This is a genomic window from Pseudoalteromonas sp. 2CM36K, assembly GCF_023161865.1.
GTDB lineage: Bacteria > Pseudomonadota > Gammaproteobacteria > Enterobacterales > Alteromonadaceae > Pseudoalteromonas > Pseudoalteromonas tetraodonis.
This window is the reverse complement of sequence record NZ_JALNTK010000018.1, coordinates 24,248-37,279: the sequence shown is the minus strand read 5'-3', so window position 1 is coordinate 37,279 and position 13,032 is coordinate 24,248. Positions and strand designations below refer to the sequence as shown.

13 protein-coding genes and 1 pseudogene are annotated in these 13,032 nt (G+C 39.6%); 9 read left to right on the top strand and 5 right to left on the bottom strand.

What is annotated here, in order from left to right; translation table 11 throughout:
• Window positions 1–34: 34 nt before the first annotated feature.
• Entirely contained in the window at window positions 35–1,417 is a 1,383-nt protein-coding gene (locus MTN97_RS12230) for a Na+/H+ antiporter NhaC family protein (protein WP_248474497.1), read from the bottom strand.
• Window positions 1,418–1,720: 303 nt separating this feature from the next.
• Between MTN97_RS12230 and MTN97_RS12225 the strand changes: the two genes are divergently transcribed.
• Window positions 1,721–2,236 carry a GNAT family N-acetyltransferase gene (locus MTN97_RS12225; protein WP_248474496.1) on the top strand — a complete coding sequence of 172 codons (516 nt, stop codon included), beginning with the start codon at window positions 1,721–1,723 and terminating at the stop codon, window positions 2,234–2,236.
• On the opposite strand, the gene MTN97_RS12220 is transcribed toward MTN97_RS12225, so the two are convergent.
• The 3 genes and pseudogenes from MTN97_RS12220 to MTN97_RS12210 all read right to left on the bottom strand — a co-directional run bounded on the left by MTN97_RS12220 (window position 2,233) and on the right by MTN97_RS12210 (window position 5,721).
• On the bottom strand, window positions 2,233–2,841 hold the full coding sequence (locus MTN97_RS12220; RefSeq protein ID WP_069438979.1) for a PqiC family protein: 609 nt from the start codon (window positions 2,839–2,841) through the stop codon (window positions 2,233–2,235). The genes MTN97_RS12225 and MTN97_RS12220 overlap by 4 nt on opposite strands.
• The gene (gene pqiB, locus MTN97_RS12215) at window positions 2,841–4,496 is read right to left on the bottom strand and encodes an intermembrane transport protein PqiB (RefSeq protein ID WP_036983903.1); all 1,656 of its coding nucleotides are present in this window, start codon (window positions 4,494–4,496) and stop codon (window positions 2,841–2,843) included. Before pqiB ends, MTN97_RS12220 begins: the two co-directional genes overlap by 1 nt.
• Window positions 4,493–5,721: pseudogene (locus tag MTN97_RS12210) on the bottom strand (PqiA/YebS family transporter subunit). The gene pqiB and the pseudogene MTN97_RS12210 overlap by 4 nt, the downstream one beginning before the upstream one ends.
• Before the next feature lie 130 nt (window positions 5,722–5,851).
• On the opposite strand from MTN97_RS12210, the gene MTN97_RS12205 reads away from it, so the two are divergent.
• Together MTN97_RS12205 and MTN97_RS12200 are read left to right on the top strand one after the other, a co-directional pair.
• On the top strand, window positions 5,852–6,043 hold the full coding sequence (locus MTN97_RS12205) for a hypothetical protein (RefSeq protein ID WP_248474495.1): 192 nt from the start codon (window positions 5,852–5,854) through the stop codon (window positions 6,041–6,043).
• Between the two features lie 15 nt (window positions 6,044–6,058).
• Window positions 6,059–6,601 (top strand): transporter substrate-binding domain-containing protein, encoded by a 543-nt coding sequence (locus tag MTN97_RS12200; RefSeq protein WP_248474494.1) that lies wholly within the window; start codon window positions 6,059–6,061, stop codon window positions 6,599–6,601.
• Between the two features lie 21 nt (window positions 6,602–6,622).
• Here the strand turns inward: MTN97_RS12200 and MTN97_RS12195 are convergent, their stop codons facing one another.
• Complete coding sequence (locus MTN97_RS12195) at window positions 6,623–7,432, bottom strand: acyl-CoA thioesterase (RefSeq protein WP_036983906.1); 810 nt, start codon at window positions 7,430–7,432, stop codon at window positions 6,623–6,625.
• A gap of 239 nt (window positions 7,433–7,671) precedes the next feature.
• Here MTN97_RS12195 and dnaK point away from each other — a divergent pair, with 239 nt between their 5' ends.
• The 6 genes from dnaK to MTN97_RS12165 all read left to right on the top strand — a co-directional run bounded on the left by dnaK (window position 7,672) and on the right by MTN97_RS12165 (window position 12,875).
• Window positions 7,672–9,588 (top strand): molecular chaperone DnaK, encoded by a 1,917-nt coding sequence (gene dnaK, locus MTN97_RS12190; RefSeq protein WP_248474493.1) that lies wholly within the window; start codon window positions 7,672–7,674, stop codon window positions 9,586–9,588.
• A 215-nt stretch (window positions 9,589–9,803) separates the two neighbouring features.
• Window positions 9,804–10,943, top strand: a complete 1,140-nt coding sequence (gene dnaJ / locus MTN97_RS12185; RefSeq protein ID WP_013463168.1) for a molecular chaperone DnaJ — start codon at window positions 9,804–9,806, stop codon at window positions 10,941–10,943.
• A 104-nt stretch (window positions 10,944–11,047) separates the two neighbouring features.
• Window positions 11,048–11,509 carry a Cys-tRNA(Pro) deacylase gene (gene ybaK / locus MTN97_RS12180; protein WP_028834112.1) on the top strand — a complete coding sequence of 154 codons (462 nt, stop codon included), beginning with the start codon at window positions 11,048–11,050 and terminating at the stop codon, window positions 11,507–11,509.
• 182 nt (window positions 11,510–11,691) lie between these two features.
• Entirely contained in the window at window positions 11,692–12,060 is a 369-nt protein-coding gene (locus tag MTN97_RS12175; RefSeq protein ID WP_008112370.1) for a response regulator, read from the top strand.
• Window positions 12,061–12,196: 136 nt separating this feature from the next.
• A complete protein-coding gene (locus MTN97_RS12170; RefSeq protein WP_013463170.1) occupies window positions 12,197–12,448 on the top strand; it encodes a hypothetical protein in 252 nt (83 codons plus the stop codon).
• A 163-nt stretch (window positions 12,449–12,611) separates the two neighbouring features.
• A complete protein-coding gene (locus MTN97_RS12165) occupies window positions 12,612–12,875 on the top strand; it encodes a CBU_0592 family membrane protein (RefSeq protein ID WP_008112375.1) in 264 nt (87 codons plus the stop codon).
• Window positions 12,876–13,032: the final 157 nt, after the last annotated feature.

The window sequence follows — 13,032 nt, the reverse complement described above, 5'->3', positions numbered from 1 at the left end:
TTATGGTTTTAGTAAAATGGCTACCATTGTCATGTTAGGCCATAAGTAAAAAGCCAATGATGGCAAAGCCTGCAGCAATTAAGGTATAAGGTAATTGCGTTATAGCATGACTGATCAAATTACAGCCAGAGCCTTGTGCTGCTAGTACGGTTGAATCAGAGTAAAAACAGGCTTGGCTACCAAATGAAGACGCTGAAAGTAATGCGCCAATCACCAATGGAATATTTGCATCAACCGCCGTCGCAAGGGGCATGACAATAGGAATTGAAACCGCAAAAATCCCCCAACTTGAACCCGTCGCAAACGCTAATATCGACATCGCAATAAATACCACCGCAGGTAAATAGCCAGCGGTCATATACGGGCTTAAGCTGCCAATCACAAATTGTGGCAAGCCAATTAAGTCGCATACATCCTTAAATATGAATGCTGCTATAACAGTGCCAATAGCCGGTATCATGCTTTTAAAGCCATCAAGCATGCGCTCAATCATTTCGCTAACGCTCATTAATTTTTGTAACGCATAAAATGGCAAAGTGACAGCCATTGTCGCTAATAGACCTTTGTACACATCTATTTCAAAATATACGGTAAATGCGACTAATAAAATAATCGGCAACAAAAAGTTATATAACTTACCTTTAGGATCCGCATCTTCAAAGTGTTCTTCCGCTGCTTTTACTGCATATTCATCGGCGGTTTGTACTTGAGTATAAATCACAGGCTCTAAAATAGGAGCGTGACTTAGCGCCTGTTGCTCGGCTTTTTTCATTGGGCCAAAAGTAGGGATCACGCCGGCAATAACCAGCACCACAGTCAACACCGCAAACCAGGCATAAAACATGTACGGAATGGCTTGAATATAAACGGCAATGCCTTGGCCTTCTTCTGCGATGCCGTTATCCACTAACAGGCCACCAAAAAATACAGCCCACGTTGACAAAGGGACGAGTACACAAATAGGCGCTGCCGTTGAATCAACAACGTAAGCGAGCATTTCACGACTCACTTTAAATTTGTCGGTGATCCGCTTCATGGTTTCACCCACGGTAAGCGCGTTTAAATAATCGTCAATAAATATCACGACACCCAAACAAAAGGTCATAAATAAGGAGGATCGTTTACCTCGGGTGTACTTTAAAGCCAAACTACCAAACGCTGAAGCCCCTCCAGTACGCACTAATAAGGCAATAAGCGCACCAAAGCCGCCACACACAAGTATTAACCAACCAATGGTTTCATCTGTCATTACTTTGAGTGATGTGCTGGCAAAATTTGAGAGAACTTTGCTAGGGTCAGCTAAAACAAAGCCAACTAATGCACCAATCAGTAACGATAAAATAGGGCGGCGTAAAACAACAGCCAATACAACCACTACCGCAGGCGGCAGTAGAGTTAACGCAGAAGGTTCAAGCATTTATAAGATCACAAAATTAAAAGCAGATTTAAAAAGTAAACTGCTTATACAAAAACAAAGAAGATGATAAGTTCGTTGTTAAATCATTTTCCAAGTCACTGCTTTTGCACGCGTGAAGGGCACTTAAAAAATTATGTTAAATTAATAGTTTTAGTGAAACGCGTTGGCTTTGGCGCCAGCCGGCGCAAGGAATGCATGCCGCTATTGTTGTGCCTTTAAAAACATCGGCGCAAAAATAATCTTCTTTTTTATTTCAGTCAATAAAAAAATATCGGGTCGTGAAAAATATTATCAGGAGTTATTTTGAATATTGCTTTTACAACAGAGCGCTTACACATACGCTTCGCACAAATAGCAGATGCGGCGGAGTTACTTAAGTTGGTTAATCAGGCTAATTTCACTAAATACATTGGTGATAAAGGTATTTATACCTTAGACGACGCTAAAAAATACATCAAAGACAGTTTTATATCTGCCCATAAGCAGCATGGCTTTGGGCCTTATATAATCGCATTACAAGATGAAACACTAGTTGGTATTGTTGGGTTTTATCAGCGAGCTGTTCTGCAATATCCCGACTTAGGGTATGCGCTAAAAGACGGTTTTGAAAAAAAGGGCTATATTTTTGAAGCGGCAAATACCTTGCTAAACCATAGACAAAACTTGGGGATTAAACAGGTTACGGCGATCGCCCGCTGTGATAACCGCGCATCAAAAAATGTATTACAAAAGCTCGGTTTTAAAACCCAAGGTCAAGTTATAATAAAAAGCACTAACATTGCGGTAGATGTATATTTACTTAATACAGAGCGAAATTAAATTCGCGCTTTTTCAATTTCTTTTGCCGCAAGGATGTTGATTTGTTGCCACATTTTTTCAAGAGTAGCCACCAATGAATCATAGCCATCAGCATCGATTGGCATAACAGATGAAAAATTATGGATGCTTAGTAAACGCCTACCCGATTCTGGGTGAGTGTAGTATAAACGCCATAGACCTGAAATATCTGCATTACCTTGCAGATCACCGTTAAAGTGGTGTAGTTCGTATTCTAATTCGTAAAATGTTTGTTGCTGTTGGTCGGTAATAACGGGTAAGCCTTTAATAACCATCCAGTTTGTCATGGTATTAAATAATGTTTGCTGCGCGCTGGCACTGAGCATAACATCTGGCGACTCACCCCATAGATGATAATTAGCAGCATGGATTTGATTACTATCTACTTTCATAGCAATACCCCGATTATTCAATGCGCCTCTTAGGGTAACTGTTTGCACGCGCAGTTGTGCCTGTGTATCTTGCACATTTCGCGAAGAGTCATTAATGGGCTGCTCAAATTGGTAATACTGAATTGTTGTTTGAATAGCAGAGCTGCAACCACTGATAAAGATCACACCCGTTAAAAGTAAAAATAGTGCTTTCATTATTGCTTCCTCGGTTGTGGATCGTTAGGTAGTGATTTGTCAAAAATGAGCATATTAGGTTGCTCGTTCAAGCCACGAGTAAGAGGCTGAAACTCTTCTGTTAAACGCTTAATTTGTAGCAGTGTTTGCTCAAGTTGGTAGTGCATTTGAGAGCCTGCTTGATAGCTTGCCATGGTTTTGTCAAACTGGCGCATGGTTATTTCAAATTGTTCCATACTTTTGGTTATTTTTTCGAGATTACGATTAAAGTCGCCAGGTAAATTTTGTGTATCGGGCTTATTTAATAATGTGCGCATCTCACTGGCCAGAGCTTGATACTCGCTAAACGTAGTTTGCATTTTGGCTAAACTGTCTTCAATTTTTAAGTTATTCACTTTATTAAGTACATCCGATACTTGATCGGCAAGTACCGTTATACCGCTCGATACACTAGGAAATACATCGTATTGAGCAAGTTTTTTAAGCTCGCTTTTTGGGGTGTCGGTATAAAAGTCAAAATCGACGTAAACTGCACCGGTTAGCAAATTACCCGGTTTAAGTGACGCTCTCATGCCATTTTTAATCCACTCGTTAACGCTTGTTTTCCAATACTCTTTTGCTACCGAGGTGATATGGTATAAACGACCATATTCTACTTTTATCAATACTGGAACTGCGGTATTTTTGGCGCGAAAATGAGCCGGTTTCCCATCTATAATTACATTGGTGGGCGCTTCAACCACTGTGCCGACGCGTGTACCTCTATACTCAACTGGCGCACCAACACGGAGTCCTCTAATCGATTGTTCGAATTCAATAAGGTAATAATCAAAATCATAAAAACGCTCTTCTAAGGCTTGCTTATAACTTTGACTCAAAGAAAAGCTATGACCATCTTGTGCTAAATCGCCAGGGGCTTGCTGATCAGGTAAGCCAACAGAAATACCGCCTTTTAATAATTTGCTTAGTGAACCGGTGTTAATATTTATGCCATCAGCAGAGAGATCTATTTCAATACCTGAGTTAACCCAAAAAATAGAGTTTAAGGTGATCAGGTTCTCATAGGGGGCTTTAATAAAAATACCGTATTGCATTGCTTGGTTTTTCCAATCAAAGGTGGCGGTTTCTATTTGGCCTATTTTGTAGTTTTTAAAAAATATGCCAGTACTCACATCAAGTACTTCAGCATTGTAACTGAGTAACTTAAAGCGCCCACCTTGAACATCTTTACCAATTAATGCGGGCTCTTCTTGCAGGGTAAAGCGTTTTTTAAGTTGGCTACTTTCTCCCGGTGAAAACTCTAAATAAACCCCTGAAAGTAGGGTGCTCATACCACTGATCCCAGTTTCATCAATGCGTGGTTTTACTACCCAAATACTGGCATCTTCGGTGAGTAAATTATCATAGTTTTTATCTATTTGTGCTCGGGCTATTACACTGTCTTGGCTATCAGAAAGGCGGACGTGATCAATTTGACCTATTTTGACACTTCGCACTTTAATTTCTGTTTTACCAGCAATAATCCCCTCGGCTTGGGGCATAGTGATGTAGATTGTTTGCCCTTTATTTAATTGATACTGATAAAGCATCCAAACACCAACAAATAAGGCAACCACAGGAATGATCCAAATTGCAGAAATACTTGGTTTTTGTGCTACGTTAGCTGTTTTAATCATGCTTTATTCTCTGCGTTATTATTTTTGGTGAGTCCCACAGTAGGCGAGGGTCAAATGCGTGTGCCGCCATCATTTGGCATAATACCATAACGGTAAAAAAGACGATGCCCAAACCGGGTGTAACCGACATTAAGTTTCCTAGCTGCACTAGTGCAACTAATATAGCCACAACAAACACATCAATCATAGACCATTTACCTATAAATTCAGTAAGTTGATACACTTTTGTGTAACCTTTTGTATGCAGGTTGGCAGGTTTTGTAACCATAAAGCACAAAAAGCTCAAAATAAGCGCTTTGGCTAACGGTACCACCACACTGGCAAAAAATATAATAATAGCAATAGGGTATGAGCCGCTATTCCATAACGTAATAACACCCGAAATAAGGGTTGCAGGTGTTTCATCCCCTAGGCTAATAGTGTACATAATAGGGAGCAAATTCGCAGGAATATAACAAATCAGAGAAGTAACTAACCATGCAGCCGCTTTTTGTACGCTGTAGGGGTTTCTTAAATACGTTTTACTGTGGCAACGAGGACAGATTGATTCAACGCTCAGTTGATGGCAAACATGGCAGGCTTTTATATTCTCATCAATAGCCCGCTCAGTGTTTGAAGTATTTTGAAGTGTAGTGACAGGGCTTACTTGTGACCACAGCCTAGCACGATTTAAACGCGTTAATGCACTAATATAAAAAATAACAAATCCCACATAGGCAAAAAAGCTGATACCAAAGCTAACCTCAGCCAATGACATTATTTTTACCATGCTAACTAAAACACCAATCAAAAATATTTCTGACATGATCCAAGGCTCCAGCGTTAAAGTGAATTTTAATAGCTTTCTTGCAACTGCTTGCGGCAGTGCTTTGAGTGCGCCTAAATGCAAAGGGATCAAAATAATCAGCAAACTCATAGGTAAAATAATAATGCTGATATCGATAAATAAGCCAAGTAGGTCACTATCATAGTTAAATAAAATCCGTGCTGCGTCGGGCAGGGTAATAGTTTGGGTAATGCCATTACTACTAAAAGAGATAAACGGATAAAACATACTGCTGAGCAACATTAATAATGCGCTTAAACTCAGTGCGACTATTTCAGTGTCATGGTTTATGTTAATACCGCGGATCTTATGGCTACAGCGTGGGCACAATGCCACTTGTTTGGCATTAATCTCGGGAATATCAATGATAAGATCACAGCTTGGGCAGGCAGTTTGCAAAATGTTAGCTTGTAATTAATTTAATAATTTAAATATTGCTATAAATAATCGTTAAATACAAACGCTGCGGCTAAATTACTAAAGAAAAGTAACCCCAATAACTGAAAATAAAAACGGATTAGGTGAAAGAGTGAAAATTGTATTTTTATTGGCCTTAGTGTGTTTATGTGGCGATAGTTTTGCATTTGTTAATGGTATTAAGCAGCACCAAGTCATTATTGCGGCTAACCCGACTGTTGCGCCTTATGTAATAAGTGAAAATGATCCAGGTATTCAGCTCGAGATTGTAAAGACAGCACTTAACAATCAAGACATAAATTAGGTTGATGTACATTACATGTCAAATCAGCGTGCAGATGCTTTATTGAATCAAGGCCATGTTGATATTGCATTGAATTACTCGGGTATTTTAATTGCTGGCATATATCGAAGCCAATCGGTTGTTAGTTATGAGAATGTGGTAGTGAGTCTTAAAAAGAGTAACTTCACTATTAATACTATTTACGATCTGGCGACTAAAAGTGTTTTAGCATTTCAAAATGCGCCTGCTTATTTACCTAAAGAATTTGGTCACAACTTAGAGAACTTGAGAGGCTATAAAGAAGTATTCAATCAACAAGCGCAGATACACCATTTAATGGCAGGGTGGGTTGATACGATTATTCTCGATAGACTTATATTTCTTCACTATTTAAAGGAATATCAAAAAGCCAATGCCACTAAAGATTTTGTTATTCATGCTATTTTTCCACCTGTGGCAAGGCCTGCGTATTTTAACAATGATTTGCTGAGACTGCAGTTTGATAAAGGCTTGGCCAACATAATTCAAAGTGGTGAATATCGCACCATCATGCTTAACTTAGATAAGCAATATACTTAGCGCGACTTCACTGCTCTTTAATTAATCAAATAAGGCAACAGTTTGACGGGTGAGTGCAATAAGCTCCCCCGATTGTGACCAAATACAGCCATCTTCTAAGCCGTAGCCATCTTTTGAATGATGAGTGATTGCTTCAAAACCCAACCATTCACCTGGCACTAAATTAGGCGCTTGTACAAACTCTAAATACCACGACATGCTACTAGCCGGTGCTGGTTGCTTAAACATTTGTAGTAATGTTGGCGGCCATGCGTCAGTAAGAGCAATAACATGAGCTTCTGTAATTTCTTCAGGCTTGTGTTTAAATCGCATCCAACCACCAAGGTGAGAGGTTTGCGCACTACTAAACGGCATGGCGCCTTGCTGTGGGCATAAATCAACATGCTGAAAAAACTCTGGCATTTTCCCAGGGACAAAGCCTAAACAATGGCCTTCGTTTACAGGGTGTAAGGTTAACGACTTTGATACCGGCACATTAATTGATGAGTTACGATTTTTTGCAAAACAAGCCTGCACGATGACACACACCGCATCATCTTGAATAGCCTTGGCGAGCACTTGGGTACTGCTTTTACCTTCACGTAATATTTCTACCGATAATGAAAACGGTTTTTCAGCCAATAATGGCCCTACAAAGTTTGTACTTAAAGAAAGCAATCTTCTTGATGAATCAACTTTATTGCGCATTGCTTGATAAAGTAACGCAGCAGAGAGGCCACCAAAAGCAGTACGACCTTGGCACCAGTTAGCAGGAAACTGCATGGTATTGGTTAACGGGTCAGTTTCCTGACTCGCTTGGGCAGCTTGTTTTAATAATTGTTCAAAGTGCACAAATAATGTCCTTTTGCTGTTATTTGCTAAATTTATATCACACCCAAACTCATCAGACTAGACAAAAAATAAGCTCCCAAATTACAAAAAATCAGCAATCCCTACTCTTTTTAGGGTTATTTAGTAAATAAATTAAAAAAAATGCGTTTTTTTTCATTTTTACAGTTGAATTAACTTTGTGGCATCCCTATTAACTAGTCATCGAATGTATTAACGAATTTAGAAGTTGGAGAAGATTCATGGGTAGAATTATTGGAATCGATTTAGGTACTACTAACTCTTGTGTTGCAGTACTTGATGGTGACAAAGCACGTGTTATTGAAAATGCGGAAGGCGATCGCACAACCCCGTCTATTATTGCTTATACGCAAGACGGTGAAACGTTAGTAGGTCAACCTGCAAAACGTCAAGCGGTAACTAACCCAACAAACACGTTATTTGCAATCAAACGTTTAATTGGTCGTCGCTTTGAAGACGAAGAAGTACAGCGTGATATCGGCATCATGCCTTTCAAAATTATCAAAGCAGATAATGGCGATGCATGGGTAGAAGCAGGCGGTGAAAAACGCGCTGCACCACAAATTTCTGCTGAAGTATTGAAAAAAATGAAAAAAACGGCTGAAGACTTCTTAGGTGAAGAAGTAACTGAAGCGGTAATCACAGTACCGGCATACTTTAACGATTCACAACGTCAAGCTACAAAAGATGCGGGCCGTATTGCGGGTCTTGAAGTAAAACGTATTATCAACGAGCCAACAGCTGCAGCCCTTGCATACGGTATGGATAAAAGCCGTGGCGAAAACGTAGTAGCGGTATACGACTTAGGTGGTGGTACTTTCGATTTATCAATCATTGAAATTGATGAAGTTGAAGGTGAGCACACATTTGAAGTACTTGCGACAAATGGTGACACTCACTTAGGTGGTGAAGATTTCGATAACCGTGTAATCAACTACTTAGTAGCTGAATTTAAGAAAGACCAAGGTATCGATTTACAAAATGATCCGCTTGCTATGCAACGTGTTAAAGAGGCGGCTGAAAAAGCGAAAATCGAATTATCATCTGCACAATCTACAGAAGTAAACCTTCCGTACGTAACTGCCGATGCAACAGGTCCTAAGCACATGAACGTTAAACTAACGCGTGCTAAACTTGAGTCATTAGTTGAAGACTTAGTCACTAAGTCAATTGAGCCACTTAAACGTGCATTAGCGGATGCTGATTTATCTGTAAATGATATTAACGATATCATTTTAGTAGGTGGTCAAACACGTATGCCACTAGTACAAAAAACAGTTGCTGAGTTCTTTGGTAAAGAGCCACGTAAAGATGTTAACCCGGATGAAGCGGTAGCTGTGGGTGCTGCGATTCAAGGTGGTGTACTTGCAGGTGACGTGAAAGACGTACTATTACTAGACGTATCACCATTATCTCTAGGTATTGAGACGATGGGGTCAGTAATGACAGCACTGATTGAGAAAAACACCACGATTCCTACTAAGAAATCGCAAACATTCTCAACAGCAGAAGATAATCAATCTGCAGTAACCATTCATGTGCTACAAGGTGAGCGTAAACGTTCAAGTGATAACAAATCGCTAGGTCAATTTAACCTAGAAGGCATTCGCCCAGCACAACGTGGTACGCCACAAATCGAAGTAACATTCGATGTTGATGCCGATGGTATCTTACATGTATCTGCAAAAGATAAAGATACAGGTAAAGAGCAAAAAATCACTATTCAAGCATCTTCAGGCTTAAGCGATGAAGAAGTTGAAAAAATGGTTCGTGATGCAGAAGCGCACGCTGAAGACGATAAAAAGTTTGAAGAGTTAGTAGCTGCACGTAACCAAGCTGATGCACTTGTTCACGGTACACGTAAGCAAATTGAAGAAGCGGGTGATGCTCTACCAAGCGAAGACAAAGACGCGATTGAAGCGGCTGTTGTTGACCTAGAAGCAGCAATTAAGAGTGACGACAAAGCAGAGATTGAAGCGAAAACGCAAGCGCTTGCTGAAAAGTCTCAAAAGCTAATGGAAATCGCTCAAGCTAAAGCACAACAAGCTGGTGGTGACGCTGGTGAACAACAACAGTCAGCTAAACAAGATGACGATGTTGTTGATGCAGAGTTCGAAGAAGTTAAAGACGACAAGTAATTGTTGCTAACGCTTCTCGCTAATTTAAAACACATGACCAAATCAAGTGTTTGAGTTAGGATGAACACATGAGGCGCGTAGGCTAAAGCTTAACGCGCCTTTTGCATGTAAAGAGAAGTGAATAAAACGCTTTAAAAATTCAATGATAAATCGATATGATTTATCGGTTTGTCCAGCAGCTAACGCTGTAAATAGAAAAGAGTAGTGTGATAGATATGTCAAAACGCGATTATTACGAAGTCCTCGGCGTAAGCAAAGATGCGAGTGAGCGAGACATAAAAAAAGCGTATAAACGCTTAGCGATGAAATATCACCCCGATCGTACCGCCGGTGATAAAGACCTTGAAACTAAATTCAAGGAAGTTAAAGAAGCTTACGAAATACTGACTGATGCGCAAAAGCGTCAAATGTATGACCAATACGGCCATGCAGCCTTCGAACAAGGTGGTGGCGGTGGTCACGGTGGCTTTGGCGGCGGCCAAGGTGATTTTGGTGATATTTTTGGTGACGTATTTGGTGATATTTTTGGTGGCGGCGGTGGTCGACGTCAATCACGCCAGCAACGTGGCTCAGATTTACGTTACAACATGGACTTAAGCTTAGAAGAAGCGGTTCGTGGTAAAGACGTTGAGATTAAAGTACCTACTTGGGTTAGTTGTGAACCATGTGATGGCAGTGGTGCTAAAGCGGGTTCAAAGCCAAAGACATGTACAACCTGTCATGGTGCAGGCCAAGTACAAATGCGCCAAGGTTTTTTTGCCGTGCAGCAAACCTGTCCGACATGTCATGGACAAGGTCAGATCATTTCAGATCCTTGTAATAAATGTCATGGGCAAGGCCGTGTAGAAAAAACTAAAACGCTATCGGTTAAAATCCCGGCAGGCGTAGATACTGGCGATCGTATTCGCTTATCAGGTGAAGGCGAAGCAGGCATGCATGGTGCACCAGCAGGTGACTTGTATGTGCAAGTATCTGTTCGTGAACACAAAATATTTGTTCGTGAAGCTAATAATTTATATTGTGAAGTACCAATAAGCTTTACCACCGCAGGCCTTGGCGGTGAAATTGAAGTGCCAACGCTTGATGGCCGTGCAAAGCTTAAAATACCGTCAGAAACACAAACGGGCAAAATGTTCCGTATGCGTGGCAAAGGTGTTAAGTCAGTACGCAGTGGTGCTCAAGGCGATTTAATTTGTAAGGTTGTGATTGAAACGCCTGTTAATTTAAACGAGCGTCAACGTGACTTACTTAAAGAATTAGATGAAAGTATGGGCAAAGACAGCTCAAAAAACCGTCCTAAAGAGCAAGGCTTTTTTGATGGGGTTAAAAAGTTTTTTGATGACTTAACTAAGTAATTAGTCGGATCAATAGACCCTAGTAAAACCGGCGCTTTTTTAGCGCCGTTTTTTTATGTTTAATGTGCTAAATTATTAGGGAAATTTATTTTGGACTTTATCAGATGACCCCCGCTATAGAGCAGCTAAAAAAAAGCAATATTAAGTTTGACATACTCAGTTACGAGCACGATATAAACAATACTAATTACGGCCTCGAAGCGGTTGAAAAGCTTAATCTAAATAGCGCCCAAGTATTTAAAACCCTAGTGCTAGAAACCTCAGAGCAACAGCTTATTGTAGCGGTGACTCCCGTCACTCAGCAGGTTAATTTAAAACAGCTTGCGAAGCTTTGTGCAGTAAAAAAAGTGATGATGGCAGACCCACAAAAAGTGCAGGCGAGTACCGGTTATATTTTGGGAGGAGTAAGCCCCCTTGGCCAAAAAAAGCGGCTAAAAACTTACATACACTCCAGTGCGTTAGATTTTGAAATGATATATGTTAGTGCCGGAAAACGAGGGTTAGAAGTAACACTAAGTGCAAAAAGCTTAGCACATATAACCCAAGCTTCGTTTGCAGTTTTTTAAACTTTTGTTTAGCTAAAATAAGGGGATACAAGTATCCATCTGATTACTTGCGGCAATAGGTATTGTTAACTAATGTTGTTACTACACATTACACGTTTTTGTTAATACCTTTTAGATTGGCGTGTCGCCTTTACTTTGTTTTAACGAAAATTTGCTCGCAGCTATTTTGGTAAAACATACGCATGAAAATACTTGTTGTTGATGATATGCCGTTAATGCGTCATGTATTAATTAATATGTTAAGGCAGTTAGATTATAAAGATATTGTTGAAGCCACAGATGGGCTTCAAGCATTAAACATACTGCAAAATCAAATGTTTGATTTGGTTATAACAGACCTTCATATGCCTAAAATGGATGGCATTACTTTACTTGATAATATTAGAAAAGATGCCGAGCTGAAAAACCTTCCTGTACTTATGGTGACCTGTGAAGATAGTTCTTCGACTGTCAAAAAAGCGATTAATGCTAAAGTGTCAGGGTTTATCGTAAAGCCTTTTAATATGAATGTGTTATCAGCTCAATTAACCCGTTTATCGATAAAAGCCTAAAGCGAATCGTTTATAAAGTAGAGTTATCTACCGACTGTTTAAAAAATATATTAGCGTAACAGCCGTTCATTATTTTCTACCGCTGATGTGATAGCATTATGCTATTAACTAATCGTAAAGTAATTATTGAGGAAGTATGGCTAAGCCCAATAAAAAAGGGCCTACAAAAACGGTCGATATATTTTGTTCTGCGTGTAAGGCACCGTTATTCAAATACCGTAAAGGTGGCAAAGGTGCTTTAGTAAAATGTTTTATAGAAAGAATAACCCAAGATCACACCCATACTGAATGCGTATGCCCAGGCTGTGAACGACCTTTTGCCCGCCCCACAATTATAAGAGGAACCCCTGCCTATAAAATGATTGGTGGTAAAGTTACTTTTAAATAAACCCTTCGTTTATAGCCTAAAGTAGTGCGGGGCGGACATAAGCCCTTGTTTGCTTTTATTTCACTGGTAAGCTTCGCTGGTTTTGCTGTTTCAATGATTGAAAAAAACCCTCCCCATGGATTGGGCCAGTCAGTTGGGTTTTAAAATGGAAAAGGATAGACGTGTGATCGCACTTTTATTTGATATTGTTGGTATGAGTGGTACTTTTTTAGTGGTTGGTTCATTTTTTTTGCTGCAACTAAATAAAGTTTCACCTAAAAGTTTAACGTATAACTTAATGAATTTAAGTGGCGCTATTTTGTTACTTATTAGCCTTTGTTATAACTTTAACTTAGCAAGCTTTGTGATTGAAATATTTTGGATTGCAGCCTCATTAATTGGCTTATACAAATATTTTAAAGACAAACCTGTCGTTGCAAAAGCGTAAATTAAGCTAAAACAGCACACCTTAAAAGGTGATTAAACCGTGGAATGTAATATTTCACGGTTTTTTAGTTTCAGTATAATTGTTAACAAAAAGTTTCTTCTGCAAAGGGGGATAACTCGTTACAATATTGGCTATTACTTATTATTGGCATCATAGT

Bases quoted from the DNA above. Each gene is read 5' to 3' on its own strand.
- MTN97_RS12230 (WP_248474497.1), bottom strand. From the start codon at position 1,417: ATGCTTGAACCTTCTGCGTTAACTCTACTGCCGCCTGCGGTAGTGGTT.
- MTN97_RS12220 (WP_069438979.1), bottom strand. From the start codon at position 2,841: ATGAAAGCACTATTTTTACTTTTAACGGGTGTGATCTTTATCAGTGGT.
- pqiB (WP_036983903.1), bottom strand. From the start codon at position 4,496: ATGATTAAAACAGCTAACGTAGCACAAAAACCAAGTATTTCTGCAATT.
- MTN97_RS12200 (WP_248474494.1), top strand. From the start codon at position 6,059: ATGTCAAATCAGCGTGCAGATGCTTTATTGAATCAAGGCCATGTTGAT.
- dnaK (WP_248474493.1), top strand. From the start codon at position 7,672: ATGGGTAGAATTATTGGAATCGATTTAGGTACTACTAACTCTTGTGTT.
- dnaJ (WP_013463168.1), top strand. From the start codon at position 9,804: ATGTCAAAACGCGATTATTACGAAGTCCTCGGCGTAAGCAAAGATGCG.
- ybaK (WP_028834112.1), top strand. From the start codon at position 11,048: ATGACCCCCGCTATAGAGCAGCTAAAAAAAAGCAATATTAAGTTTGAC.
- MTN97_RS12175 (WP_008112370.1), top strand. From the start codon at position 11,692: ATGAAAATACTTGTTGTTGATGATATGCCGTTAATGCGTCATGTATTA.
- MTN97_RS12170 (WP_013463170.1), top strand. From the start codon at position 12,197: ATGGCTAAGCCCAATAAAAAAGGGCCTACAAAAACGGTCGATATATTT.